At 43.4% G+C, this 25968-nt stretch carries 43 protein-coding genes; 42 read left to right on the top strand and 1 reads right to left on the bottom strand.

What is annotated here, in order from left to right; all coding sequences use genetic code 11:
• Positions 1-4: 4 nt before the first annotated feature.
• The gene (locus NSU02_RS08010; protein ID WP_339195173.1) at positions 5-361 is read right to left on the bottom strand and encodes a helix-turn-helix transcriptional regulator; all 357 of its coding nucleotides are present in this window, start codon (positions 359-361) and stop codon (positions 5-7) included.
• Positions 362-554: 193 nt separating this feature from the next.
• On the opposite strand from NSU02_RS08010, the gene NSU02_RS08015 reads away from it, so the two are divergent.
• The 42 genes from NSU02_RS08015 to NSU02_RS08220 all read left to right on the top strand — a co-directional run bounded on the left by NSU02_RS08015 (position 555) and on the right by NSU02_RS08220 (position 25967).
• Positions 555-770: an XRE family transcriptional regulator gene (locus tag NSU02_RS08015; RefSeq protein WP_339195176.1), complete on the top strand. Its 216-nt coding sequence runs from the start codon at positions 555-557 to the stop codon at positions 768-770.
• 34 nt (positions 771-804) lie between these two features.
• Positions 805-1110 (top strand): helix-turn-helix domain-containing protein, encoded by a 306-nt coding sequence (locus NSU02_RS08020; RefSeq protein ID WP_144597901.1) that lies wholly within the window; start codon positions 805-807, stop codon positions 1108-1110.
• A 7-nt stretch (positions 1111-1117) separates the two neighbouring features.
• Entirely contained in the window at positions 1118-1330 is a 213-nt protein-coding gene (locus tag NSU02_RS08025; RefSeq protein WP_144597903.1) for a hypothetical protein, read from the top strand.
• Between the two features lie 12 nt (positions 1331-1342).
• Complete coding sequence (locus NSU02_RS08030; protein ID WP_339195179.1) at positions 1343-1585, top strand: hypothetical protein; 243 nt, start codon at positions 1343-1345, stop codon at positions 1583-1585.
• Between the two features lie 14 nt (positions 1586-1599).
• Positions 1600-2319, top strand: coding sequence for a BRO family protein (locus tag NSU02_RS08035; RefSeq protein ID WP_339195181.1), 720 nt, complete (start codon positions 1600-1602; stop codon positions 2317-2319).
• Positions 2316-2579 carry a hypothetical protein gene (locus tag NSU02_RS08040; protein ID WP_339195184.1) on the top strand — a complete coding sequence of 88 codons (264 nt, stop codon included), beginning with the start codon at positions 2316-2318 and terminating at the stop codon, positions 2577-2579. The genes NSU02_RS08035 and NSU02_RS08040 overlap by 4 nt, the downstream gene beginning before the upstream one ends.
• A 347-nt stretch (positions 2580-2926) precedes the next feature.
• Positions 2927-3271, top strand: a complete 345-nt coding sequence (locus tag NSU02_RS08045; protein ID WP_311066917.1) for a hypothetical protein — start codon at positions 2927-2929, stop codon at positions 3269-3271.
• A complete protein-coding gene (locus tag NSU02_RS08050; RefSeq protein ID WP_339195187.1) occupies positions 3258-3452 on the top strand; it encodes a hypothetical protein in 195 nt (64 codons plus the stop codon). Before NSU02_RS08045 ends, NSU02_RS08050 begins: the two co-directional genes overlap by 14 nt.
• A gap of 112 nt (positions 3453-3564) precedes the next feature.
• Entirely contained in the window at positions 3565-3756 is a 192-nt protein-coding gene (locus NSU02_RS08055) for a hypothetical protein (protein WP_052659417.1), read from the top strand.
• Positions 3753-4304 (top strand): host-nuclease inhibitor Gam family protein, encoded by a 552-nt coding sequence (locus NSU02_RS08060; protein ID WP_339195191.1) that lies wholly within the window; start codon positions 3753-3755, stop codon positions 4302-4304. Before NSU02_RS08055 ends, NSU02_RS08060 begins: the two co-directional genes overlap by 4 nt.
• A gap of 1 nt (position 4305) precedes the next feature.
• On the top strand, positions 4306-5118 hold the full coding sequence (locus NSU02_RS08065; RefSeq protein ID WP_339195194.1) for a hypothetical protein: 813 nt from the start codon (positions 4306-4308) through the stop codon (positions 5116-5118).
• A 182-nt stretch (positions 5119-5300) separates the two neighbouring features.
• Positions 5301-6149, top strand: a complete 849-nt coding sequence (locus NSU02_RS08070) for a replication protein (protein ID WP_339195196.1) — start codon at positions 5301-5303, stop codon at positions 6147-6149.
• Positions 6146-7399, top strand: coding sequence for a replicative DNA helicase (locus NSU02_RS08075; RefSeq protein WP_339195199.1), 1254 nt, complete (start codon positions 6146-6148; stop codon positions 7397-7399). Before NSU02_RS08070 ends, NSU02_RS08075 begins: the two co-directional genes overlap by 4 nt.
• Positions 7374-7799: a hypothetical protein gene (locus NSU02_RS08080; RefSeq protein ID WP_339195202.1), complete on the top strand. Its 426-nt coding sequence runs from the start codon at positions 7374-7376 to the stop codon at positions 7797-7799. The genes NSU02_RS08075 and NSU02_RS08080 overlap by 26 nt, the downstream gene beginning before the upstream one ends.
• 4 nt (positions 7800-7803) lie before the next feature.
• Complete coding sequence (locus tag NSU02_RS08085; RefSeq protein WP_339195206.1) at positions 7804-7974, top strand: hypothetical protein; 171 nt, start codon at positions 7804-7806, stop codon at positions 7972-7974.
• A gap of 100 nt (positions 7975-8074) precedes the next feature.
• Positions 8075-8731, top strand: coding sequence for a dUTP diphosphatase (locus tag NSU02_RS08090; RefSeq protein ID WP_339195208.1), 657 nt, complete (start codon positions 8075-8077; stop codon positions 8729-8731).
• On the top strand, positions 8731-9222 hold the full coding sequence (locus NSU02_RS08095) for a hypothetical protein (protein ID WP_339195722.1): 492 nt from the start codon (positions 8731-8733) through the stop codon (positions 9220-9222). Before NSU02_RS08090 ends, NSU02_RS08095 begins: the two co-directional genes overlap by 1 nt.
• Before the next feature lie 84 nt (positions 9223-9306).
• Positions 9307-9888, top strand: coding sequence for a hypothetical protein (locus tag NSU02_RS08100; protein ID WP_339195211.1), 582 nt, complete (start codon positions 9307-9309; stop codon positions 9886-9888).
• A 297-nt stretch (positions 9889-10185) separates the two neighbouring features.
• Positions 10186-10434: a hypothetical protein gene (locus NSU02_RS08105; protein ID WP_339195214.1), complete on the top strand. Its 249-nt coding sequence runs from the start codon at positions 10186-10188 to the stop codon at positions 10432-10434.
• On the top strand, positions 10431-10598 hold the full coding sequence (locus tag NSU02_RS08110) for a hypothetical protein (RefSeq protein WP_339195217.1): 168 nt from the start codon (positions 10431-10433) through the stop codon (positions 10596-10598). The genes NSU02_RS08105 and NSU02_RS08110 overlap by 4 nt, the downstream gene beginning before the upstream one ends.
• A complete protein-coding gene (locus NSU02_RS08115; protein WP_339195220.1) occupies positions 10595-10735 on the top strand; it encodes a hypothetical protein in 141 nt (46 codons plus the stop codon). The genes NSU02_RS08110 and NSU02_RS08115 overlap by 4 nt, the downstream gene beginning before the upstream one ends.
• A 96-nt stretch (positions 10736-10831) precedes the next feature.
• Positions 10832-11287: an ArpU family phage packaging/lysis transcriptional regulator gene (locus NSU02_RS08120; RefSeq protein ID WP_339195224.1), complete on the top strand. Its 456-nt coding sequence runs from the start codon at positions 10832-10834 to the stop codon at positions 11285-11287.
• Positions 11288-11443: 156 nt separating this feature from the next.
• The gene (tatA, locus tag NSU02_RS08125) at positions 11444-11623 is read left to right on the top strand and encodes a twin-arginine translocase TatA/TatE family subunit (RefSeq protein ID WP_339195227.1); all 180 of its coding nucleotides are present in this window, start codon (positions 11444-11446) and stop codon (positions 11621-11623) included.
• A 466-nt stretch (positions 11624-12089) separates the two neighbouring features.
• Positions 12090-12242, top strand: coding sequence for a hypothetical protein (locus tag NSU02_RS08130; RefSeq protein ID WP_339195725.1), 153 nt, complete (start codon positions 12090-12092; stop codon positions 12240-12242).
• A 28-nt stretch (positions 12243-12270) separates the two neighbouring features.
• Positions 12271-12750, top strand: coding sequence for a helix-turn-helix domain-containing protein (locus tag NSU02_RS08135; protein WP_339195229.1), 480 nt, complete (start codon positions 12271-12273; stop codon positions 12748-12750).
• A complete protein-coding gene (terL, locus tag NSU02_RS08140) occupies positions 12743-14149 on the top strand; it encodes a phage terminase large subunit (protein ID WP_339195232.1) in 1407 nt (468 codons plus the stop codon). The genes NSU02_RS08135 and terL overlap by 8 nt, the downstream gene beginning before the upstream one ends.
• The gene (locus tag NSU02_RS08145) at positions 14150-15502 is read left to right on the top strand and encodes a phage portal protein (protein WP_311066939.1); all 1353 of its coding nucleotides are present in this window, start codon (positions 14150-14152) and stop codon (positions 15500-15502) included.
• Positions 15486-16955 carry a minor capsid protein gene (locus NSU02_RS08150; RefSeq protein WP_311066940.1) on the top strand — a complete coding sequence of 490 codons (1470 nt, stop codon included), beginning with the start codon at positions 15486-15488 and terminating at the stop codon, positions 16953-16955. Before NSU02_RS08145 ends, NSU02_RS08150 begins: the two co-directional genes overlap by 17 nt.
• Complete coding sequence (locus tag NSU02_RS08155; protein ID WP_041820884.1) at positions 16942-17130, top strand: hypothetical protein; 189 nt, start codon at positions 16942-16944, stop codon at positions 17128-17130. The genes NSU02_RS08150 and NSU02_RS08155 overlap by 14 nt, the downstream gene beginning before the upstream one ends.
• Positions 17131-17290: 160 nt before the next feature.
• A complete protein-coding gene (locus tag NSU02_RS08160) occupies positions 17291-17998 on the top strand; it encodes a DUF4355 domain-containing protein (protein ID WP_311066941.1) in 708 nt (235 codons plus the stop codon).
• A gap of 16 nt (positions 17999-18014) precedes the next feature.
• Positions 18015-19004: a coat protein gene (locus NSU02_RS08165; RefSeq protein WP_311066942.1), complete on the top strand. Its 990-nt coding sequence runs from the start codon at positions 18015-18017 to the stop codon at positions 19002-19004.
• Positions 19005-19020: 16 nt separating this feature from the next.
• Positions 19021-19392, top strand: coding sequence for a hypothetical protein (locus tag NSU02_RS08170; protein ID WP_311066943.1), 372 nt, complete (start codon positions 19021-19023; stop codon positions 19390-19392).
• Positions 19392-19634: a hypothetical protein gene (locus NSU02_RS08175; RefSeq protein WP_311066944.1), complete on the top strand. Its 243-nt coding sequence runs from the start codon at positions 19392-19394 to the stop codon at positions 19632-19634. Before NSU02_RS08170 ends, NSU02_RS08175 begins: the two co-directional genes overlap by 1 nt.
• 12 nt (positions 19635-19646) lie before the next feature.
• Positions 19647-19970: a hypothetical protein gene (locus tag NSU02_RS08180; protein ID WP_311066945.1), complete on the top strand. Its 324-nt coding sequence runs from the start codon at positions 19647-19649 to the stop codon at positions 19968-19970.
• Between the two features lie 2 nt (positions 19971-19972).
• Positions 19973-20275: a hypothetical protein gene (locus tag NSU02_RS08185; protein WP_311066946.1), complete on the top strand. Its 303-nt coding sequence runs from the start codon at positions 19973-19975 to the stop codon at positions 20273-20275.
• On the top strand, positions 20272-20649 hold the full coding sequence (locus NSU02_RS08190) for a hypothetical protein (protein ID WP_010899652.1): 378 nt from the start codon (positions 20272-20274) through the stop codon (positions 20647-20649). Before NSU02_RS08185 ends, NSU02_RS08190 begins: the two co-directional genes overlap by 4 nt.
• 6 nt (positions 20650-20655) lie before the next feature.
• A complete protein-coding gene (locus tag NSU02_RS08195) occupies positions 20656-21066 on the top strand; it encodes a DUF5072 domain-containing protein (RefSeq protein ID WP_339195242.1) in 411 nt (136 codons plus the stop codon).
• 14 nt (positions 21067-21080) lie between these two features.
• The gene (locus NSU02_RS08200; RefSeq protein WP_311066948.1) at positions 21081-21611 is read left to right on the top strand and encodes a phage major tail protein, TP901-1 family; all 531 of its coding nucleotides are present in this window, start codon (positions 21081-21083) and stop codon (positions 21609-21611) included.
• 29 nt (positions 21612-21640) lie between these two features.
• Positions 21641-21943 carry a segregation and condensation protein B gene (locus NSU02_RS08205; protein ID WP_339195245.1) on the top strand — a complete coding sequence of 101 codons (303 nt, stop codon included), beginning with the start codon at positions 21641-21643 and terminating at the stop codon, positions 21941-21943.
• A gap of 65 nt (positions 21944-22008) precedes the next feature.
• On the top strand, positions 22009-22398 hold the full coding sequence (locus NSU02_RS08210) for a phenylalanine racemase (protein WP_339195247.1): 390 nt from the start codon (positions 22009-22011) through the stop codon (positions 22396-22398).
• Complete coding sequence (locus NSU02_RS08215; RefSeq protein ID WP_339195250.1) at positions 22399-25221, top strand: tape measure protein; 2823 nt, start codon at positions 22399-22401, stop codon at positions 25219-25221. It begins immediately after the preceding gene.
• Positions 25221-25967, top strand: a complete 747-nt coding sequence (locus tag NSU02_RS08220; protein WP_311066951.1) for a distal tail protein Dit — start codon at positions 25221-25223, stop codon at positions 25965-25967. Before NSU02_RS08215 ends, NSU02_RS08220 begins: the two co-directional genes overlap by 1 nt.
• Position 25968: the final 1 nt, after the last annotated feature.

Consider the following 25968-nt stretch of genomic DNA (forward strand, 5'->3'; position numbering starts at 1 on the left):
GACATCACTCCTCTTGCTTCATTTTTCTTCTCATCCTTATAAATTCTTTGAATTTCTCGATTTCTTCTAACTCCTCCTTTGTCCAATCTTCTCCCTCATGATGGGCGGCGAGGGTTTCAATGTCGTCTTGTTTTCCTTTTTCTTTTTGTTTAGCTAACCAAGCGTCTGGATCTGCAAATGCTTCTGCTTCTATTCCAAGAACCCTACAAATTTTAAGTACATTATCGATTGAAGCATTTGAAAGATTTCGTTCAATCATTGATCTAATTGTTGTATATGGAACCCCAGATGCTTTAGACAAGCTCATGGTATTAAATCCTTTTTCTTCAATCATCTTCACTAAAAACTCACCACGTTTCATAATCGAACACTCCTTCATAAGAAAACTTACGTTATAACGTAATTTCAAATTTTAATTTACCATTAGCACTTAAATTTGTAAAGAAAAATTTACGACGACAAGTAATTTTTTTATTTTTTAGTGTTGACAATATACTTTGTGTCGTATATATTAAAAATACATCTACGATATATCGTAACTTGGAGGTGATGATGTGTTCCCAAATCTTGAAGCTGAAATGGCGAGGAAAGGACTAAAACGAAAAGATTTAGCACCTTTATTTAAGGGGCGGAGTGCTACCGTTTCAGACAAACTAAACGGCAAAACACCATTGTTGCTTGATGAAGCTTATAGGATTCAGTCTACATTTTTCCCAGAATGTACGCTTGATTATTTATTTGCAAGAGATCAGAAACAAAACCCAGCCTAAAGAAAAAAGAAAAAGGAGGTGACACGAAACAATCATGGCTCCTGAAAAAGCGTTCGCTGCCATCATTGCTGACTTGAAAGAACAGCTCAAAACTGAGCTGCTCCAAGAGTTGCGAGCGGAGATGAATCTTTCACCCGATCGCACACTCACATTTTCAGAAGCATGCGAGTACCTGCACATGTCTGAATACACCTTGCGCCGGTTGTGCCGAGAAAAACGCATCCCACATCGGGTACACGGTGCGGACGGCAGCAAGAACCCCCGGTATTTGTTCAGCAGCAGCAGGCTCGATCAGTGGATCCGTGAACAGGAAGAAAAGAATTATGTGGAAGGGAGGTGAAATCCAAATGACATTCGGTGAAATGCTAGCTTGGACCAATCGGTTCAAAGAGATTTTGAGACAAGAGCCGAGCCACTGGCGAGACGTACGCCTAGCAAATCTCATGACGGATTTGGAGCAAGCATACGGAATACCGTCTTTGCGAAACGAATCGTTTGAAACAGCAAACCCGTTCGTGATGCAGCTTTATCGAGCGGTGTCAGAAGCACGGAGTATTTAAGGAGGTGAAAAAATGAAAACCGTATACGTGGATACTGCAGCTGAAAACGAAGCTTTGAGTGTGGCGCTCAACGTCATCTCAAACCAATACCCAGAATCAACGCTAGAAATCGTCGACCAAGAGACCAATTATCCTCTCACAAGATTCCAAGTATTAGCAAAAAATGGCTCATATAGTTTTGTGGATTTGTTTGTTGTCGACCTTATCCATTTTGGTGAGAATGGCAAAGTCAAGCTTTATGTTGCGTTGGTTTGAGAGGGGGAAGCGAAATGAATCAGTTACCACGAGTTTTTACTTATGGTGAAACACAGGTTAGGACAGTTGTTCAAAACGGGGAAGTTTTGTTTGTCGGTAAAGATGTTTGCGATATTCTCGAAATTAAAAACAGTCGCGATGCTTTAGGTCGATTAGATGAAGATGAAAAGGGGGTAGTTTTAATCGACACCCCTGGTGGAAAGCAACAAATGTTATGCGTTAACGAAGCAGGTCTTTATTCTCTGATTTTAGGAAGTCGAAAACCGGAAGCAAAACAATTCAAACGTTGGGTTACACATGAGGTTCTACCTTCCATTCGAAAACACGGCGCATATATGACGGAAGACGTGTTAGAGCGTTCTATCCAAGACCCTGACTACATGATTGGTCTTTTGACTGCACTAAAAGAGGAACGACAAAAACGCATGGAAGCAGAAAAGACCGTCAATATTCTGATGCATGTCAATAAAACCTATACAGCAACAGAGATCGCTAAAGAGCTTGGGTTTAAGTCGGCTCAGCAGTTGAACAAGGATTTAGAACGGCGCCGAATTCAATACCAGCAAAATGGTACGTGGGTGTTGTTCAGTAAATACGCGGACAAAGGATACGTTGAGATCAAACAAGAGGTGCTCGATAACGGAAAGGTCATCTATCATAGACGCTTCACGCAGCTTGGACGCGAGTTCTTGCTCAAACTGTATGGAATCGATGAAGGGGAGGTGACAGCATGAACGTCCTTGAACAAGATCGGGAGTTGGCGGAGAAGCTCTGGGGCTGCGGCTGCATCAATTTGGACCGTGCAAGAGTTGCGTGGGTGAATGGTCAGTTTGATGAGGCTGAACGCTGGGTTGATGAGTTCAAGCGCTGCAAAAGCGATCTGGACAAGCTCGTCGGAAGAAAAAAGGAACATGATCGATTGGTACAAGTAGTCCGTGATATGCAAAAGAAGGGTGTTGATCTAACTATTGTTGAGAGGAGGAGTTACAAATGATTGTCTGTTTCACAGCTAGCAGGCTAATGAAAGCGTCCGAGATTCATAGACTTTGTCAAGAAATGAGAGAGAATCCGGCATTGTTGCTAGCTACAGAACTTAAAGCGAAAGAGGAAATTTACAAACGTTTTTTGTAGAAAGAAAAAACGGCCAGTGCCTAACACTAGCCATTTAACCAAAAGCCACGATTTTATTGTACTACATGTCCAAAGACAGGTCTAGTGCCTGTCGTTAAAGGTGAGAGCGTTGCGCTAGTTTTCTCCCCCTGACTATCAACGTTCTTGCCTTTAGCGATGTGCACTAGCACATCTTCTACACTATCAGTCTATTCGAAAGGAGGGACGAGTATGACACGTGAGGAGAAGAAAATGATTCGATTTCGGATCATCAAACTTCTCGATCAGTGTGAAGGTTGCCAATACCGGCAAAAGGTACATTCTAGCATCAACGTTTGCCCGAGCTGCCCCATTGGACAAGAGATACAATCGCTCGGGAAAAAGTTAGGCGGATGTCGTCGAATTGAACAGATGGAATCATATCGCCGTTGGACAACACAAGAAGAACAGTTCCTTTTACGAAATCTCCATATGAAACGTCGGGATTTGGCCGAAAAATTGGGGCGCAGCTATAAATCAATTAAGAAAAAAATAAATGATTTGAGAAAAAGGGGGCTAATCCATGACGCAAGTTGAAAACCCTATGGTTCGCCCTTACCACGAGGAAAGTCCTCACTGTGGCATCGATGCTTGCGGCGATGAAATTCTTCACGGCGATGTCATCTATGAGTTCCCAGACGGTGAGATCGTTCTGGAGGAAAACATTCGTCAGTACCTCACTGAAAATCTTGGAGCAATTAGAAAAATCGCAGAATAAAAAACGCCTCACTTGGCGGAGTGAGACGTTTCAGGAAGGTGATTCCTTTTAGAGAACAGTTACTTTCATGATACAGGAATCACCTCATGAAATCAATCATGGAGGGGAGAGAATGGCAAGGAAAATTACTATTCCATTCAGTGCTGATCGGTTTGACCAATGGCGTTTGTCAAAAGTCGGTGGGCAAATCAGTTTTAACAAAGCTGGTATACCGATATTTCAGTTTAATAACGCAAAACAGTATCACCAATATTTAGAGCTTAATGCGTATCGCCAAAATTTTATGAAAGGGGAAGTAAGATGAACGTTTTACAAGAGTTTGAGTTGCAAGAGTTAGAGAACCAAGAGGAATTGAAACAGCGTTTCCAGATCACTGGCATCGACAGCTTGAATTGGGCTTTTCGTAAACTTGCTGCCTTCAAAGCAAAAGCTGCAGAAGTTGAACAGTTGGCACAAGCAGAGCGTGAGCGCATCGATCGCTGGGAAGAAGAGCAAAAGAAATCTATTCAGCAGAATATCGAGTTTTTCGAGCAGTTAATTCATGAATACCATGCCAAAGTGTTGCAAGATGACCCGAAAACCAAAACGCTGTCTACACCTTACGGAAAATCAAAAGCACGAAAATCAAAAGCGCAGCCGGAAAAAGCAAATGAAAACTTGCTTCTTCAGCACGTCAAAGAAAACGGCATGACGGAGTTCATCAAGGAATCGGTCAAATGGGGCGACCTCAAAAAGACACTTAAAGTGGTTGAGGTAAATGGCCAGCAAGTTGTCATCGATGAAAATGGACAAGTTGTTCCTGGTGTCGTTGTGAAACCAGAGACCATTTCCTACAGTGTGGAGGTGGAGTGACATGGCTGAATTGGCTCAAAAACAACAAACTAATTCCCTTTCGATCATTGAAAGTGTCGATATTGGCGCTGTTCAGTCAACGCTAGCGAAAATCAACCAGTTCCAAGTCGTTGTACAGAATACCTTAAAGGAAAATCATGATTACGGAGTTATTCCGGGTACTCCTAAACCAACATTATTTAAGCCCGGAGCAGAAAAAATCCTCATGATGTTTGGTGTAACCAGTGAATATGAAGTCACTGAACGAGTACAAGACTATGAAAAAGGCTTCTTTGCCTTCACGGTGAAATGCCTCATCTACAAAAACGGTATGAAAATCACCGAAGGCGTTGGGCATTGCAACACCAAGGAGAAAAAGTACATCAATCAAGATCCATACACACTGGCCAACACTTGCCTGAAGATGGCCAAAAAACGTGCTCAAATTGACGCAACATTGACACTAGCAAGCCTTTCCGAAATCTTCACGCAAGACATCGAAGATATGCAGGAATTTGCGCAAACAGAGCAAGTCGAAACAATGACAGCGCAAGATGCAGCGGAAATTAAGCTGACGTTTGGCAAATACAAAGGGAAAACGTTGAGGGAGATTTACAAAGTGCAGCCTGACTATCTCGAATGGCTACTTAAACAAGACCGCACGGATCCAGTCATCAAGAAGGGTATTGAATTGATGTTCGAAGCTGTAAAACAACAAGCGCAGCAGAAACAGGAGCAACAAAAGGTAGAGCAACAAGAACAACAACCAGCTGCCGACCCGTTCGATGGGGAAGTAATTGAAATTAGTGACGATGACTTGCCTTTCAATATGTAAGGTGAAGCATTATGGAATACCGCATTGCGATTCCACATTGCTATACGTGGATGGCTTCCGGCAACAAGGATCTTTATGTCCGGTACATCAAGGGCTACATCAAGAGCAGTCATCCCGGTCTAAAGCCGGTGAGGGTTGAAGGTAGTGTCGTGATTTGTATCAAGAAATAGGAGGTGTTGAGCTTGGCAGACGTACAGCTTGAGAAGGGATATACCAAAATTGCAAATGAGATTTTAGAACGAATGGCGCTGACCAAGCTCAGCCCTATCCAATATCGTCTTATCTTTGTTATCTGGCGTTACACTTATGGATTTAATCGAAAGGAACACAGTTTTTCTCTTAACTTTTTGAGTGAGGCAACTCAATACGATAAGAGACAGCTTCAAAGAGAGTTAGTAAAACTGGAACAACGAAAGATTATTCTTCAAAAGGTGCAGCCTGGGAAACCTCGTATAATCAGTTTCAACAAAAATTATGATGAATGGTTGGATGAAGAAACCCTTGGTAATTCTACCATAGGTAAAGTTACCAATGGTAAAACTACCATCGGTAATTCTACCAAAGGTACCCTTGGTAATTCTACCAAAGGCACCTTTGGTAATCCTACCAACCAAGAAATAAATAATATAAATAAAAATTTAAATAAAGATGATGATATAAGCAAACCTAATCCGTTTGTTGAGTTTGAAAATGCATTTGGTTATCTGCCACCACCAACGTTATTGGATGAGTTTAATTATTGGATTGATAAAAGTCAATTTATTGAACCAGAAGCGATCATTTGTGAGGTAATCAAAAGAGCACGATTACAGTTACCTAGAAATCCATCAAGTTATGTTTCTAAGATTCTAAAAGATCTTCACAATTTAGGCTTATTCACCTTAGATGCCGTGAAGGAGTACAATCAGAAGTTCGATCAGAAAACAAAACAGAGAACAGGAAAAACAAAAGTGGTGGTAACAGAAAAACATGGTCGTGATATACCAGATGATTTTGTATTCGATATTAACGCAGGAGAGGATTGGCCATGATTGCAGAAAAAGCGCTGCTAGGGACGTTTCTAAGGCACAACTACTTGCTAAAGGACACAACACTAAAACCGGAACAATTTGAAGAGACTCGTCATCAAAAGCTTTTCAAAACCATGCTGCAGCTCACAAGGAAAGGTAAGCCCGTCGATGTTGTCACCTTATCGACGGCTCCCGAACTAGATCAACTTGGCGGCATTTCATATATCAATGAACTTGCTTCCTTTGCCGATGCCGAAAAAATCGAGGAATACGAGGAACTTGTTTTAGAAGCTTGGAAAGAACGGGAGAAAAACAATATCCTAACGCGGGCCATTCAGGAAGGATGGGAAATCGGCAAAGTCATCACATCGTTGGATGCTATCAATGAATCAAAGATGGACGATCATGCATCTATCACCGATATCCTTGCAGATATGTATGAAGCCCCTTGGCGACCGGAAGAAAAGAAACGAGGGGTGCCGACAGGACTTGCTCAACTCGATAGAATGACGTTCGGATTTCAGGACGGAGAAGTGACCGTGATCGCGGCTCGGCCTTCAATGGGAAAAACGGATGTCATGATTCACCTAGCAAAACAAGCTGGCTGGCAAGGGTATTTGCCGATTGTGTTTTCACTTGAAATGCCAAGCCGTAGCATTACAGACAGATTGATCGCTTCAACCGGCAGATTCAATCGAATGAAAATGCGGAACCTTTACAAAGGGCTAACGGATGAACAGAAAAAACTATGGCCGACCATCATTGGCAGAGTGGCGGACACCAACATTCAGATTTTTGACGGTGCTGGCCAAACCATCATGGAAATGAGAGCGAAAACGAGGAAAATGATTCATAGCTTTCCAGAAAAGAAGCCTGTGATATTCATAGACTATTTGACTTTGATACGGCCAACGAACTTTTACGGAGGCAGCGCACATTTGCAGGTAACTGAAATATCAAAAAGTCTCAAAGCGATGGCGAAAGAATTTAACTGCCCGGTTATCACACTGGCGCAGCTGAATCGGTCGGTTGAACAACGAGCGGACAAGCGTCCAGTGATGTCCGATATTCGCGAATCGGGAAGCGTGGAGCAAGATGCGGATCTCATCATCTTCCTATATCGCGAGAAGTACTACAACAAGGAAACAGACGACGACACGCTAGAGCTTATCATCGCTAAAAACCGAAACGGCCCGGTTGGAACCGTTCGTGTTAAATACAACGAACACACAGGAGAGATTATCGATGACTACGGTCAGAGAGCTGTATGAGGAGAGCATCCGATATGAAGAAAAGACACTAGCCCACTACATACTGCACTTGCTTCAGGAAGGAAAAGTGTCACTCGAGGATGATGCCGACAAGATCGACTTTTTGCAAGCCGATCATGAAAAAGTTGCACAGATGATCCAGCAAAACCAACTGGGATTAAGCGATATAAAGGTTTTTTCTCTCAAGTATGATGAAAAGATTTTCGCTTTCGTATTTGCCGCAAGTCAGGAAGAAGCGATTGAGTTTTTCCGGCAGCAGTTCAAACGAAATCCGAAAAAATGTCACGAGTACCCGTTAAATTTCCCAATGGCACGAGGACAGGAGTTTCTAACGTTTCGAGATATGAGGAAAGAGCACAGTCGTTTTCCTGCACTGGCTGGTTTTTATGAAAGGAGGTAAGGCAATGGGCATCCTCTACAAAAAAGTTCAACTCACAAAGGAACTCAAACGTCAAATGATGATTCGGCAGCTGTTAGACAGGGGAATCACGGAACATCAAGGTCAATCCATCTATGACTTGGATTACTACACTTTGCGACATTTACTCGCAACTCAAAAGGCGGTGCAATCGTGAAATCATACACTCTGACTTATGCGTTTTTTGCAATGCTTAGCGTTTTTACTGGTTTGGTAATAGGTTTTTTGATCGGAATATTGTTTTAGGAGGATGAACGATGAATCTAGCAAAGTTGTTTGAGTTGCAGCGTCAGTTGGATGAACACATTGAAAAAGAACATCCGAGACAAGAAGGTGAAGATCGTCTGGCGAAGAAGATCCTTGCGTTGAAAGTGGAACTCGGCGAACTAGCAAATGAATGGCGTGGCTTCAAGTTTTGGTCGAACGATCAAGAACCTAGAACTAAAGTTGAGGTGATTTGCTCAACTTGTGATGGAAGCGGGGACGAAAACTGGCCATCAAGTCGAGAGTATCTGCTAGAAGGGAAAACAGGTTTGGAATATTCAAAGTGTGAGGATTGTAATGGAACAGGTACTTTAGGATACAAAAACCCACTCCTTGAAGAATTCGCAGACGCGCTTCACTTCATCTTGTCGATTGGGTTGGAGATCACAGAGCCGGACATGCTCGACCTTAAACGTTGGAATTTAACCAAAGCGGACAACATAACCGAACAATTTTTGTGGGTTATGGCCGATGTAACTGACCTATATAACGGCCTATACCATGACGGTAATTTCAAATTTGATTATGAGTATTTGTTATTGCAATTCATTCATTTAGGCGAAATGCTCGGCTTTTCTTGGCAGGAGATCGAAGAAGCGTACATGCGGAAAAACGCCGTCAATCACCAGCGCCAGGAGATGGGATATTGATGAGATTTGAAAGGTTTATAGGCATTGATCCATCTTTACGAACAGGATTTGTAGCACTGTCGCCGTATGGGGAAGTGATTGAGATGAAAGAAATCGAAAGAGATGGTGATGATCCGGCAAGAATGAGCGGTCTTATCCAAGCTGTTGTCGATGCGGTACACGATACGGATTTTGTCGCAATCGAAGGTTTCGGATATGCCAGTCAAAAAGGTTTCTTGCTCGGAGGGATTGGTTGGGGCATTCGGATTGAGTTGTATAGAAGGGGCATTCCGTATGTTGATGTCGCCCCTTCCCTTCTCAAAAAATTCACTGGAGCGAAAGGAAACGCATCGAAAGAACGGATCGCTGTCGAAGTGTACAAGCGTTGGGGATTTGAGCATGATTCCAACAATGTCGTGGACGCTTTCGTGCTGGCACAAATTGCAAGAGTTTTACATGAACGAATTGAATTACCGAAGTTTCAACAAGAAGTTTTAAACAAAATTTCGTAAGACCAAAGAAGGTGAGTAGGATGGCAACCTTGACGAAAATTTCTCCCTCTCGCATGGGCCCGCCGCGGTTCGGAACGAAGCCATATGTGTTTGATAACAGCGTCAAACGTATCAGCTGACGCAGAACAACTGGAGCGATACCGCAATGGTGAAAAACTTGAAGATATCTTGAAGGAGGAAGAAATGATGGGCAAACCTAAAGTGATTTCATTTAACAAATATTTGGAGGTTTTAGCTGAACGCGATGAGCTGCAAAAGCAACTTGAAGAATTGAAAGCGAATGCTACGCAGGACAAAGATGATGTACAAATTGAATGGCTAAAGCACGAAGCCGATCAAGCACACAAGTTGCTGACGGAGAAGGAAAAGGAAGTGGAACAGCTTCGGGAGCTTTTCGAAACAGCAATGGCAGACAAAGAACGGCTGCACAAGGAAAACTTGATTCTCGAAAACGAGGTTCAAAGATTGAAAGAGGCAAACGACGAACTGACAGCCAAAAATGAGCGCTATTTTGCCGATCTGATGCGTTTGGAACAAGAGGTGAAGGGTTTAAAGACTATACGCACTGCAAAAGCTCCATATCGACGTTTACGGGGCTTAGAAACGGGGGCTGTCTATGAAGAAGAGAAAGCGCCAGGCGAAATGGTATCTGCTTTATCGTCGTGAAGATGGACAAGCTGTCTATCGGTACGAACCGTTGCGGAAATATGAGCTGAACAGCCGAATTCGCAAAGGTTGGAAGGTGGTACAGTGAAGCCGGAATATCAAGGGAAAAAGTTAGTCATAACGGGGGCAGATGGTCACGAGTGGTATGGAAATTACATCGGTCAGACATTTGTTATTCAAAGTGAAAGTCGTGATAAAAAGTGTTTTGTAGTCAGAACCAAGAGGGAGCAAGCAGGTTGGCCATATGGATGGGTTGATAAACGTCATTGTAAATTAGTTGACTGAAAAGGTGATACCGTGGGTAGAACGCTACGCAAAATCAAGCGTGAGAGGGAGAAAATTTCTTCTCCCTTTCATCCAGATGTAATGACGGCATGGAATCGCGGATTTGAAGCAGGAGCCAAACAGCAAAATGAATTAGACACGCAATTGATGATGGAGTGGCTTGGGAAGTTGGAAGAAATACCGGGTATCGGGCCGAAGATGGCATGGAGAATTCGAGAACATTATTTGGAGTTTATGAGGGAAAAGAGGGGAGAGGGATGAAGCTAGACTTAAATAATATCAACCAGCAATTAATTATAGCCGGTCTAACTGGATTAGTGACCGATGATGGTCTAACTCCACATGAGGCGTTTGAATTGTTGGATGAAATTAAAAGAAATACCTTCCATGCTTTGATGCAGATAAAAAAGGAGGGAACCGAATGATCTACATCTTGCGCCACCCGAAAACACACCGGGAAGTCAGAACGAAACGAAAATGGAAAGTGAAACAGTACCAGTTGCGTGGATATACACTCGTGAATAAGTATGATCCGACGGAGACGCAGAATTGTAAGGCATAAGGTCTGGACATAAAAAAAGACCGGACTTCTCCCGGTCAAAAAGGATGAAGGTAAAATATCGTCCTCAAACCATATTATACCACGGGAGGGGTCCGGTTGAAATATAAGCAATTGTCATTTCTTCGCGATGTGGACGGAGAAAAAACAAAAGAAGCAGTAGAGGCAGCACTTGAAAAATATCGCATGTATATGTTGACGGTTCCGGACGAATTCCTGCCACGCGTGACGCAAACGTACTCTCTCGTGCCTCCGTCGCAGACAAATGCGTTTCATTCGTCTACAGAAGATGTTGCAATACGAAAAGTGGATTTCGAACGGGAACGTGATGAATATATGAGAAGGATAGTACGTGCGGTGAATCGGTTGACGAAGCTACAACGCGAATTGATTATCAAGCGATATATGAATTTAGAAGAACCACGCGACTGCGATGTATACAATGATATGTGTATCAGTGAATCAAAATATTACCGCGAACGCGAGAGAGCATTCTACAAGCTAGCTTTTGCTTTAGGGATAGAGGTTTACAAAGAAGAAGAGGCACCTGTTTAGGTGTCTCTTTTACATTTCAAATTTCAGTTACAAGATGCCAACTTCCTGTATAATCACAAAAGTTCACCAAATTGTCATTTTGATTTATATTTCAAAACTACTTTCCGGTATAATTTTTTGTAGAAGTTTTAATGGTCAAAAGGGGATGAACAAGTCATGGAATTATTGAGTGTTGGTAAGATTATGTTGATACTAATCGTTGCTTTATTAATTTTTGGTCCGCAAAAGCTTCCCGAAATGGGAAAAGCAGCTGGTGAGGCCTTAAAAGAATTTAAAAAGGGACTGCAATCGGAAAAATCAGCAAGCTCAGATTCAATTGAAAAAGATAATGATTAATCTAAGTTAATTAGTCTAAAATTGCTCATACGTGATCTTCTTTTAAACAGAATGACAGAAAACTGAAAGAAAAATGAAGGAAAAATGACAGAAAGATGACAGAATATTTCTGTTTAGACGTGTTATGATGGTATCGTGGGATATGTTGAAGCAGGGCGTCACTCCGATCGGGGTGGTGTTTTTATTCCAAGGATTTGTTAAACGTGAATGTTGATTTCATCGCTTTTTTCTTATTCAACTAACGGGTGCGATAGTTGAACAAGACATACAAAATACACGGGAACGTCTGTCTAAATGACAGGCGTTTTTATTTTACTCTGGAGTGATGAACATGAAAAAACGGAAGAAAAAACGAAAAGAGAAATTGAGTCATCGGGAATTGATTGACTTGATGGGAGTGAATCGTCCGACGTACAAGCGAGTTAGGGGAGCCATTCGGAATTCTAGTAAGCCTGGAGAACGTGTCCTGGATCCGTTTGGCGGTTCTGGGTCAACGTTGATTGCCTGTGAACAGACTGGTCGTATTTGCCACATGATGGAGTATGATCCGGTTTATGCTGAAGTTATCATCCGGCGTTGGGAAGAATTCACCGGTCAAAATGCTGTTAAGTTAGAGTGATTTTGGCAGGAGGTAGGTGCGATGTAAATTGAGAGGAAAAAGGGGGAAGTACCATCAATGGATAACTAAAGAGGGCCTTCTAAAAATCGAAGGCTGGGCCAGAGATGGTCTTACCAATGAGCAAATCGCCAAAAATATAGGGATCAATCCGGATACGCTGTACACTTGGATTAAACGTTTTCCCGAGATTTCCGAGGCCTTAAAAAATGGGAAAGAGGTTGTTGATCGCGAAGTTGAAAATGCTTTGCTGAAAAGGGCACTCGGCTACGAATACGAAGAAGTGAAAACGTACATTGAGGAATCGGACGGTAAGAAAAAGAAACGTGTTGAAAAAACGGTTAAGCACGTTCCTGGCGATGTGACGGCTCAAATATTCTGGCTCAAAAACCGGAAGCCGGAAATTTGGCGAGATAAGAAAGAAACCGAACTTTCCGGGGGCGTCAATCTTCACAATCCGTTTGCTGATCTAACGACGGAAGAATTGAAGAAGTTGGTCGAAGATGGATAAACGAGAACGAATAAGGCTAGGGGCAAAAATTGAACTCGCAAGACGCGAGTTTTTTTATTTTTGCCATGCCTTGGCACCGGACTTTTACCGGCCGGAGAGAAAATTCCTTATCAAGCTGTGTAACAGCATGCAACAGTTTTATTTTAGTGAGGATGACGTCCTAGTGATCAACATTCCACCGCGGCATGGTAAGTCGCGGACTGCCGGGCTATTCGCTCAGTGGGTTTTTGGTAAGAATCGACATGAAAAGATTATGACCGGTTCCTATAACGAGACGCTTTCCACCGTTTTTTCAAAACAGGTCAGAAATTCGATTCAGGAAGTAAAGGCTCATGAAGGGAAAATCGTTTATTCGGACATTTTTCCTGGAGTTCGGATAAAACATGGCGATGCGGCCATGAACCTTTGGAGCCTTGAAGGCGGTTTTAATAACTACCTGGCCACAAGTCCGACCGGGACAGCGACTGGGTTCGGTGCAAGCCTTATTATCATTGATGATTTGATAAAAAATGCCGAGGAAGCCTTTAATGCGGATGTTTTGGAGAAACATTGGTCCTGGTTCGTGAACACCATGCTCTCTCGGCTGGAAACCGGCGGGAAAATCATCATCATTATGACGCGTTGGCATTCGGACGATCTGGCCGGTAGAGCTTTACGTGAATTGCCGGAATTGGGCTATTCGGTAAGGCACATAAAAATGAAGGCGGTCCAGGACGACGGTTCTATGCTGTGTGATGAAATCTTAACGCGGAAGGAATATGAACAAAAAACAAGTGCCATGAGTACTGAAGTGGCCAGTGCAAACTATCAGCAAGAACCGATCGATATCAAAGGCCGATTGTATTCGCGGTTTAAAACGTATGATGAATTGCCATCAAATGTGGTCAGGATTGCGTCCTATACCGACACTGCCGATACCGGTGGCGATTATTTGGCGTCCTTCATTTATGCGGAAACAAAGGACAAAGAAGCCTATATTCTGGATGCCATTTATACAAAAGAGCCGATGGAAGTGACCGAGCCTTTGCTGGCTCAAAAACTATATGAACATAAAGTGAACCTGGCCAGGATTGAATCGAATAATGGCGGCCGGGGCTTTGGTCGAAGTGTCCAGCGTATCCTAAAAGAAAAATATGGCACCAATCGGACGAGCTTTGATTTTTTCTACCAAAGCAAAAACAAAGAGGCGAGGATCCTCTCAAATGCTACCTGGGTGATGGAACATATCTATTTTCCTGCCAATTGGCGGCATAGATGGCCGGAACTTTACCAGGCCTTAACGACCTACCAAAGAGAAGGAAAAAACGCATATGACGACGCACCGGATGCTCTGACTGGCGTGGCTGAATCGGTTCAAGATTATACGACCGTTAAGCTGTTCAAAGGAGGGCTGTTTTAAGTGGATATTTTCATCATGGATCCGAATGAAGAACTAACGAGCGAAAAATTAAAGGATTTCCTGGACCGTCATGCGGCGAGACTTCCTCGCTACGATCGGTTGATGAATATGTACATGGGTAAACATCCGATTTTGTATGAAAAAGAAAAAGAACTAGGAAAACCGGATAACCGTTTAGTGGTCAATTTTGCAAAATACATTGTTGACATGCTGAACGGTTATTTTATTGGCATTCCGGTCAAAACCATTCATAAAAATAAAGAAGTGGCGGCCAAAATGAAAGAAATTGCTAAACGAAACAGTCAAAACGATAATAACGCTGAGCTCTCGAAGATGTGTTCAATTTATGGTCATGCCTATGAATTTCTTTATCAGGATGAAAATGCTCATACTAGGGTGACCTATGTGGATCCGCGTGAGGCGTTTGTGATTTATGACAATACGGTTGCCCAGGAACCGTTATACGGCGTTCGTGTGCTAAAAGACGATAAAGAGCGGTCTTATGGGACGATTTATTCGCGTTATGATGAACGCGATTTTTTTACGTCTGATGATGGCGAACTCGTGATTGAAGAAAAAGGCCAGGAGCATTTTTTCGGCGATGTTCCTTTAATTGAATATGTCGAAAATAACGAGCGTCAGTCGGCCTTTGAAAATGTGGAGACACTTATCAACGCCTACAATAAGGCGATATCAGAAAAAGCGAACGATGTTGATTATTTTGCCGACGCCTACTTGGCCATCCTGGGTGCTGAATTAGACGAGGAAACGATAAAGCAAATCCGGGATAATCGCGTGATCAATCTGAAATCCGGAGACGGTCAAAAAATCGTACTGGAGTTCCTGGACAAACCGAACGCGGACACTACTCAGGAGAATTTGATTGAAAGGCTGGAGAGGCTTATTTTTCAGATTTCGATGGTGGCCAATATATCCGACGAAAAGTTCGGCACTTCGTCCGGGATTGCATTGAAATACAAACTCCAGCCGATGGAAAACATCGCTCTAATGAAAGAGCGGAAATTCAACAATGGCATGATCCGGCGTTTTAAAATGATGTTCAATATTCCGACGAACTTTGGCGTGGATCCGGACGAATATCTGAACATCGAATATGTTTTTACGCGGAACATTCCAAACAACATTTTGGAAGAAGCGGAAACGGCGGAAAAATTGGCCGGAATTACTTCAAGACAGACACAGCTATCCGTTCTGTCTGTTGTCGATAACGTCCAGAATGAATTGGACCGAATCCAAAAAGAGAAGGAAGGGGAAGAAATCAATTCCTTTAATCGCGCCATGAATTCGCCTTTTTTCGGAAGCGGTGAGTTAGACGATGGCCAGGAAGAATAGAGAATATTGGATCGGTCGTCACCAGCAATGGCTTAACCGTCAGGACAATAAAGACGAAAAAGCCACTCGAAAACTAAAAAAGGAATACGACCGAATCGCCAGGGAATTAGAAAAAGAAATAGCCGATTATTTTCAGCGTTACGGTAGAGACAATGTTATTGAATTCCGGGTCATGATGCAGGAGCTGTCTGAAGAGGACCGGGAATTGTTATTTCAAAATATGGACGCCTTTGCTGAAAAATATCCGGAGTTTGCTCACTTGTTGCCGGTCCGGGAAAGCATTTACCAGTTGAATCGCCTTCAAGGATTGCATTATTCTACCATGCTGAAATTGCTGGAATTGGGGGCGATTGAAAACCGGGAATTGGAGCGTCACTTGAGAGAAACCTATGGCTATCATTATGAACAAATGATGCGTGAACTTGGTCTTGGTCATCGTTTCCTGGCCATGAATGAAGCGATTATACGAGACACCATTTATTCTGGCTGGATAAATGATGAGAATTTCTCGGATCGTATTTGGAACAACAAAGAAAAACTGTTGAACCATCTGCAAACTCGCTATCGTGATGCTTTAGCGAGGGGGGATAACTATGAAAAGTTGATTAAAGAGGTTCGGGAGCGTTTTGGTGTTAGCTATTATGATGCTAGGCGGCTTGTTTGGACTGAAGCGGCTTTTATTTTGAATCAGGCTCATCTCCATGCCTATAAAAACGCTGGTGTGGAAGAATACGAGCTGGTGGCAATTATTGACCGTAAAACGTCGGATATTTGTCGTCGGATGCATGGAAAAGTCTTTCGGTTTGATGAATTGGAAGTGGGCGTCAATTTTCCACCATTTCATCCGCATTGCCGGACGACCTTCATTGGTGTTTTGGAACCGCGGACCATTGATCCGAAGCGTTTTGAATCTCCAGATGAAGTCAGAGAGTGGCTTGGTAAAGATGATCTGAATTGGATTAAGGGATTATCAGCGGATGAAAATGAAGCTATTCGGGAATATACTGGTACTGCTTATCGAAAAATAAACGGTTATCTTCGTGGTAAACGTCCGGGCAGTGAACGGGTCAAAGAACAAATAAAGCACATAGACGAAGCTATAAGGAAATTTGAGTTAAAAGATGGTATAATGGTGTATAGAAATGTGGGCAGAGACGCACTTCCTTCAAGCTCGGAACGCTTGAAAGACCTGGAAGGAACAATTTATAAAGATGACGGTTATATGAGCACCAGCGTTCTGCGTGAAGGAGCTTTTTCGTCTTATGATGTCATGTTTGAAATAACTGTTCCGGGTGGAAAGGGTCGAGGGGCTTATATCAATGAAATAAGCCTTTTCAAAGATGAAGAATACGAATTTTTAATAAAACGCGGTGCTTCGTTCCGAATAACTGAGGTTGTCGAAGAAGGACGAATGACCGTTATACGAATGGAGATGATTGATGATGTTGAGTAAAGAGGATCAAGAATTTTTGCGTCGCCTTAATGCTGAAACGGATGCTAGGCTGAAAGCGAAAGGCGTTGACCTTGAAAAAGTCAGAAGAGAATACTCTCGCGAAGATAAATTCACGACGAAAAAAGGAGATTTTAAAATTATCGATCCTGAAACTGGGAAGGTTATTTTTCAATAAAAGCACCGACTAATTAAAAAAGTAGTTGGGTGCTTTTTTTATATACTTTTTTGTTAACACAGCCTTTATAGCTGTGTTTTTTTGTGCCCAAAACTTGCTTAAGGCGTTAAAAGGTGCAAGGAATAACCGTCAAACAAGACGTAAAAAAGGGGAGTTTGGAATGACAATTTTTATGAATGAAATCGACGAGAAGAAAGACTCTTTGCTTAAATTGGATCTTCAATTTTTCGCACAGGATGATAATCCTGGAGATGACGATCCTGGTTACGAGGGGCATGATGACGAAAATCCTGGAACTGAACCGGGACCGCATTCCGGTGAAGACGACGATAATACAAATAAAAAGCCAAACAAAAAGGAAAAACTTTTTACCCAGGAAGAGGTCAATCGGATTGTAAAAGAACGTTTGGCACGTGCCTTAAAGGATAAAGAGGAGGCAATCAAAGAAGCGGAAAAACTCGCGAAAATGAACGCTGAACAAAAACGGGAGTACGAACTGGAAAAGTTACGCCGAGAAAATGAACAGCTGAAAAAGGCACAGCTGCGGTACGAATTGGGAAGGGAAGCCACAAAAATGCTAGGCGAGGCCGGAATCATGGCCGACGATGATGTTCTTTCCTTCGTAGTCCGCGATGATGCTGAACAAACACAAGAAGCGGTGAAAACTTTCATTTCGCTTGTCGACAAACTTGCGGATATGAGAATGAAGGAAAAACTGAAAGGGCGACCACCTAAAAAGGACGGTCAGCAGGGTGGTTTTAAAAATCCGTTTAGCAAAGAGCATTTCAACTTAACCGAACAAGGACGTTTACTCAGAACCGATCCAGAGCTTTACAAACGTCTAAAAGCTCAAGCGAAAAATCAATGATGAAGGGTGATGTGAAGTGACTACTCGTCTACAGGATATTATTCAACCGGAAATTTTCACTGAATATGTTGTCCAAAGAACGACGGAAAAATCGGCACTGGTTCAAAGTGGCATCATTGAACGAAACGCTGAATTTGATGCTTTGGCCAGTGGTCCGAATACGCTGGTTAATATGCCTTTCTGGAACGATTTAACGGGCGATTCCGAGGTTATTCGTGATGAAGGGAACCTAACTGCTGGAAAAATCACGTCTGGTAAAGACGTAGCTCGCAAGCAAGGACGAGCTCGTATGTGGGGTGCAAGTGGTTTATCTGCATTGCTTTCTGGTGACGATCCAATGCGAGCAATCGCAGATTTGGTGGCCGATTACTGGATCCGTCAGGACCAGAAAATGCTTTTAGCGACATTGGAAGGCATTTTCAATTCTGATAGCATGGCCGATAAGGTTTTGGACATCACTGGTGAGCCTGGTTCTGACGCGTTGCTTGATGGCGATAGCTTTATTGATGCTGGCCAGCTCATGGGTGATGCGAAAGACCTTTTAACAGGCGTGATGATGCATTCTGCTGTAGAAGCGTATCTTGCAAAACGTCAGTTAATTGAATACGTTCAAGAAGCCGATCAAACCGACCGAATTCCTTATTTCATGAACAAACGTGTTATCGTCGATGATGCCATGCCTTATGACACTCAAACAAAAGAAGGGGTTATTTACCTCTTTGGTACCGGTGCGATTGCATCTGGCGTTGGCTCTCATCCAAACATTTTACCGACAGAGGTTGATAGAAACAGTCAATCTTCTAGCGGTGAAGATTTCTTAATTAACCGTCGTATCCAGATTTTGCATCCTCGCGGTGTGAAATGGACGGAGAATAATGTTGCCGATGTATTCCCAACAAATGAAGAATTGGCCGATGGTTCAAACTGGGAGCGTGTTTATGAGCCAAAAGCGATCCGTATCGTGAAGTTCAAATTTAAAACTGAGTTAGACGTGGATGGTGCATAAGAAAGGGGGGTTCGCTTTGGCTGAAGTTTTACAAACACCGGATGGGAAGTCCGTTTCGGATAAAAATCCACTGCCGGTAAAAATAATCGGTGGTGATGCAGGTGGTGGATCGAGTATGCGATTTATTTTTGGCACGAGCGATCCCACTTCAAACGATGGCCAGCCTGGTGATGTCTTTTTGAATACTAGCACCGGGGATATTTTCAGCAATGTCAACGGAACCTGGCAAAAACAAGGAAATTTAAGAGGCCCACAAGGACCTGAAGGACCTCAAGGGCCAGAGGGTCCTGAAGGTCCACCAGGGTTTGGCACAGAGGAACAATACAATGAAATCATTTCGCGGCTGGAAGCTCTCGAAGGTGAAGTGTTTGGTGGAGGTGATAGTTAATGCGGAAATTCGTTGTAATTAAAGATTTTAAAGACCTAAAGGATAATGGCTATATCTATCGGGCTGGCGATTTTTATCCGCGTGAAGGCATCGAATTGGATGAGGAGCGTGCTGAAGAATTGGCCAGCGACAAAAACCGAAGAAAAGAGCCTTTAATTGTTGAAGTTCTGGTTAAAGAGGAAAAACAAGAAGAAAAGAAAACGACGGAAAAGCCGACGTCCAAAACAAAAGCAAAAAAATAAAGCGGTGATAATATGTTGGAGCGTTTAAAGGTCCGAATTCCGGACATTGACGAAACGCTGGCGGAAGAATTAATCAAAACAGCCACCGACCGGATCCTTTTGCGTATCGGTTTGCGGCAGGAATCTTTACCGGATGAATTGGAATCGATCGGCGTGGAAATTGTCACCGCTATGTATAATCGCCATCAAATGAACCATGAAGGCGTAACTGAAGAAAAAGTTGACGTCTTTTCCATCCGGTTCATTGATGATCTGTTGCGGCCATATGAAGCGGAATTGATGGAATATCGGGAAATGCTGAAAGACGACGAAGATAGAAAGGTCCGGTTTCTATGAGGATGAAGCCGGTCCATTTTTTTGCTTTGGAAGTAGTCGGCCGCGATGAATTAAACAATCCAATCTATGAACCGGTTCCTATTGGTTCGTATAAAGGGGTTTTAACTCAATGGTCGCTGGAAGAAATTGCGGTTATGGATCGTGAAGTTTTAGAAACGCATCAGAAACTATTAACAGACGCACCGCGTTCTGTCCTGGAGCGTGCTGAACGCGTCGAAATAGAAGGCGTTTCCTATGCCATCACCGATTTAAAAAAGGATTTCCGTCGGTGGCGTCTTTGCCATGTAAAGGCTGATGATCCATGAGAATTCACTATGAATGGATGGGCGTTGAATCTCTTGCTAGGGCTTTAAAGCGTAAAAGCGAAACTGATTTCAAAAAGGTAGAACAAAAAAACATTCTTGAATTGCGGAATCGAGCTGTTCGGTCGACGGATCCGTCTAAGGGTGGAACTCCAAAAGACACCGGTGAATTGCGGTTGAGTGCGACAGTGAATCCGGCTGGCGATACATTTGGTTATACCAAGGATTACGCACCGCATGTGGAATTCGGCCACAGGCTTGTTCGTGGTGGCCGGACGATTGGTTATGTTCCGGGTCAATATTATTTGCGGACAAACGTCAACATCCAACAGCCGATTTTCCGTCAAGATTTACTTGAAGAACTGAGGAAGAAGTGAGTTAAAATGCTGAAAAAACTTTCGCTTTTGGACCTTCACAAACCGATCCAGGATCGGATCCATGAAGGAACTGATCTGAAATGCCTGGATGATATTCCGCGGTCTGAAAAGCCACCATTTACCTTTTTGGAATTTATTAATTCTCGGCCGCGGAATACAAAAACGATGTTTGTCCATGAATACCAGGTTCATGTTCATATTATTTCTCCACCTGGTAGCAGTGTTCCTCATTACCGGAACATCCAGGCGGTGGATGAAGCCTTGACGGAGTATATTCGTCTGCCAGAAGGCTACGAGCTCTGGGGTCAAGTGGAAAGCGGCCTTGTTTCAAATTACATCGAACCACAAACAAAGGAACATCATGCAGTGCTGGGGTTCCTGTTCCGGGTTTCTTATGGTTTTAAAGTTAAGATTTAAGGAGTGTGATAGCGATGGCTTTTGAAAACAATCTTTATTGCGATTTTTCCGGGACAGCGACAAAAGCTGTAGCTGGAAAGGATATTTTATTGGCGGTATTTAATAGCACTGGTGATAAATTGCTGGCTGTTGCTGGTCAGCAAGGTTTAACGATCAACCGTTCCAAAGACTCCATTGAGGTCACTTCCAAAGATACAAAGGGCGGGTGGAAGGCCAAAATCGGCGGCATGAAGGAATGGTCCATCGATAATGATGGTCTTTATGTTGCTGATGATGAATCTCACAAAGCTCTGTCAAAAGCATTTCATGATGATGAGTTTGTTTGCCTAAAGGTCGTTAATCAAAAGACAAAACAAGCACTATTTGGCGGTATTGCGATTGTGACGGATTATCCAATCGAGGCACCGTTTGATGATGCGGTTACCTATTCGATTAGCCTGGAAGGAAACGGGCCTTTGGTTGATTTGTCTGATCAAGAAGGCGGCATGATGCCTGGTGACAGCGAAAATGGAGACGGTGGAAATGGTGAGCCAGCTGGGGCTTAAAAATTTTTAAAAAAGGAGAATGATGGTGCATGTTTGAAGTCGATGGCGATGTATTAGAACTTCGTTTTAATCTGCAAAAAATAAAAAACCTGGAAAACTTGTATAAAATCTCTTTGATGTCTGAATTGAGCCAAAGCAAGGGGATCCTTTCATTTCACTTGATGGAAGGGCTGTTTAGTGTCGGCTTGTACAACGTCACTCAAGAACAGCCAGTTCGCGGTAAAAAAGCACAGGAGATTTTCGAGAAGTTGCTGGAGGAATATGGCTATGGCGATTTAAATGCGGTTATTGTTTCTAAACTGCAAGAAGACCTGGGTTTTTTATTCCGTTAGATCTTGTCGAATATGAGTATTTCGATACTTCCCAGGTCGAATCGCGAACCGGGAAACAGAAGGAATTGGCGGAATTAGCAAGTTCTTATTCTCGTGAACGAGAACTTGCTTTTTTTGTTGTCAATTTTGGCTTTACAAAACGGGATTATAACGAATTGACCGAGGTGGAAAAGGCGTTTATTTACAAGGCCTATGAAACAAAACTGGTTACGGAAATGACGCATCTTAGAAATGCGGTTCTGAACGCGATCAATAACGCCTTTAGAAAGAAAAACAAAAAATTCATAGAGCTGTTCAAACGGAAACAGGCCAAAGCGGACAAAGAATACAACGAAAACGCGATTAAAATCATTACGGAAATGGAAAAACGCGACGGTAAGTCCTGGATTGACAGGATTTACAAAGAAGCGGGCCTGAAACGGCCGGTGAAACCGGGACGGAAGGTTGGTGATTAAATGGCAGATTACACTCTTACAGCTAAATTAACAGCGGATCCGAGTGGATTCCGGGCTGGGTTCCAAAAAGCACAGGAATCTTTGGCAAACCTTCAAAGCCGAGTGAATCAAACCGGAAAAAGGGTTCAATCGATCGGGAAATCCATTTCGGATCTTGGTAGCAAATTGACGCGGAATATAACTGTACCAGCGGTAGGAGCGGCGGCGGCACTCACTAGCATTACGCTTGTAAAAGGTTTTGACCGTCTGGTGGGGATTGATTCTGCTCGTGCTAAATTGAAAGGTTTAGGACATGATGCCGAGGCTATTGAAAGCATCATGGATTCCGCGTTGGCGTCTGTTAAGGGGACAGCTTTCGGCTTAGATGAAGCGGCTACGACTGCGGCGAATGCGGTAGCGGCTGGAATCCCACCAGGAAAAGAGCTAACTCGTTATTTGAGCTTAACAGCGGATACTGCGGCGATCGCTGGTGCGTCATTAGGTGAAATCGGTGCAATTCTGAACAAAGTTACCACATCTGGCCGGGCTTACAACAGTGAACTACAAATGCTTTCCGACAGAGGGTTGCCGGTTTATCAATGGCTGGCTGAAGAAGCAAATACGACCGCGGACGCCATCTTTGACATGGCAAGTAAGGGAGAAATCTCCACCGATATGCTCTTGAATGCCATTGAGAAAAACATCGGCGGTGCGGCCAAAATCATGGGGGAAGAATCGTTTTCTGCAGCGATTGCGAATATCGGGGCCGATATTGCTCGGATCGGTGCTAATTTCCTTGATGCTGGCGGCAAAGCCGGAGGTTTTTTCTCAACGGTCAAGCCACTATTAACCGAATTCCGCGGATTTTTGGCTCAAGTTGAAGAACAGGCGGCCGATTGGGGCGTTGCGTTCGGTCAGGCGTTTAATAATGTTATTGATCGTGCTCGTGAATTAAAATCCTGGTTTGATGGCCTATCACCTTCCGTCCAAACACTTATTACAAGGGCTGTAGCCATTGGTGCCGGGTTCTTGGTTGGAATTGGTCCGGCCTTGAAAATTGTAGGATTTTTGACGACAAGTTTTGGATCGCTGTTGAATATCGCGTCGTTGTTATTAAGTCCGATCGGTCTAGTTGTTGTCGGCATTACTGGCCTGGCTGTTGCCTTTGGGGTGGCAATGGCAAAAAGTGAAGAGTTTAGGAATCTTGTTTTTGGCGTTTTTCAAAATTTAGCAAGCATTATTTCTACCGTAATTGCGACGGTGTCGCCGATCCTGCAGACAATGTGGGATGGTGCTCGTGAAGGTCTGACATCGTTTGCTGAAACAGTAGGCGGTCGATTAATAAATGCATTCGAATTGATTGTTACCGTTCTGGAGACGGTTATTGGTGCTGTTACGGAATTCGTTTCTAGCTTTATCCAAGGTTTCCAAAGTGCCGGCGGCGAGGTCACATCACTTTCTTCCTTGTTCCTAGCGTTTAATCCGGTTTTAAGCATGGCTTTGTTAATACTGCAAGAATTCGGTCCTCAAATTGCACAGGGATTTAGTCAAATTGCATCTATGGCATTACCGTTACTCACCATGCTCGGTCAAACGTTAGGGGAATTGGCGGCGGCCATTATTCCGATGGTCATGAATGTGATCAGTGCTCTGATGCCTGTCGTTATGAGCTTAGGGATGACCATCATGGATTTAGCGATGGCAATAATTCCGATTCTGATTGATGTCTTTAGTCAATTGTTACCGATCATCACTCAGCTGGTGACTACTTTCGCCGGCATTATTGCTCAAGTCGCACCATTAGTGACTATCCTGGTCAGCTCTCTGGTTCCTGTTTTAATGATTTTGATTGAAACGGTATTGAATATCGTTCGGGCTGTTGCACCGGCTCTTATTGCAATCCTTGGGGCGGTTGCGTCAGCGTTTGATGCCATCATTCCTGTGGTGATGGCGGTGTTATCGACGGTCGTTAATGTCGTAGCAAATATCATTTCGGCCATTTCACCAATTGTCGCTTTTGTTGCTGGCATCATTTCGTCAATCATTAGCATAATTTCGCCGATCGTCACGTTTATCGCTGGAATTATTAGCTCGATTTTCAGCGTAATTTCGCCAATCACTTCATTTGTTTCCGGCGTGTTTAGTACGGTGTTTAGTATTATTTCCGGCGTATTTCGTAACATTTTAGGGACGGTAACTTCGGCGATCCGTACCGTTTCTAGCATAATCAGCTCTTTGAGTGGTGTCGTTTCCGGAGTGTTTAACCGGATTTTCTCGATTGCATCCAGCATTATGAACCGGGTGAGCTCGGTCATAACTGGAGTGTTTAATGCTATTCAAAGTTCCTGGTCTGGCTTGACCAGCTTTGTTTCCGGTGTTTTTAGCGGTATCGGTAATGCGGTACAAAGACTTGTCAATCAAGTAAAAAGTTTTATCAATGGCGTTATCGGTGGAATAAACGCGGCAATTGGTCTGATTAACAAAATTCCTGGGGTAAACATATCAAAAATTCCATACCTGGCTCGAGGTACGGATGACTGGGAAGGCGGTTTTGCAAGAATCAACGAGGGGGGTCGCGGAGAGCTCGTCCTTTTGCCTTCTGGAACTCAAGTCATACCTCATGACGTCAGCATGCGGTATGCGAGAGAAATTGGGAAAAACCATGCCCAGCTCTCTCAGGGCGGAAGCGATTTAAGAGATTTTACGGTCTACAATGGTCCTAAAGAGGTTGTTGTGCCGGTCAATCTGGATGGTCGCGAGATTGCTCGTGTTACCGCACCGTATATGGACCGCGAATTGGGCCATATTCAACGATCCAGAATTCGTTCAAGGGGTGGTTTTTAATGCTGACGTTTAATGGTCACGATTTGAGCGACCTTATCATTGTGAATAATGTTGGCCGGCCAATTCTCGCACCGCGGCACCTAAGCACTAAGGAGATTTATGGGCGTCCTGGTGCTTTCTTTTTTGAAAAAAGAGACGGTCCTATTTTGTTGCCAGTGGAAGTCACTTTGCATGAAAAGGATCATCAAAGTTACCGGTCTTTGGTTCGTGAATTAGCGGTTTATTTGGACACCGAAGAACCTGTGCCGATGATATTTTCGGATGAGCCGGACAAATTCATTGAAGGAATTTTGGCCGATGAGTCCGTCCTGGATGAAATCGCGACGGTCGGTCAGGGGGAAATCCAGTTTTTCTGTCCTGATCCATATTGGTACGCCATTGAGGACGACGTGATGTCATGGAATGGTCCGGGAACCTATACGCTTGACCGGAAAGGGACGGCGGTGTCTTATCCAAAGATCGAAATTCAAGGGTCTAATGTAGGCGGTTCAATTCAGCTGGTAACTGATAACGCGGATATTACTTTTACCGGGGAGCTTGCGGCCGGTGAAACGCTTGTATTGGATTCCAAATTCGTTACTGCTTACATCATAAAAACGGATGGCACTCAAGAATCGGCTTTAAATGACATTGACAATATCGACATGCCGGTTTTAGTTCCTGGTGCAAATCGTTTATCGATATCGGTCGAAGGAAACGCGACGGTTTCAACGTTCAAAGTAACAGCTCGTAGTTGCTGGAAGTAAA

Origin of the sequence: Aeribacillus sp. FSL W8-0870, from assembly GCF_037963755.1 — a bacterium.
In the GTDB taxonomy this organism is placed as follows: Bacteria; Bacillota; Bacilli; order Bacillales; family Aeribacillaceae; genus Aeribacillus; species Aeribacillus composti.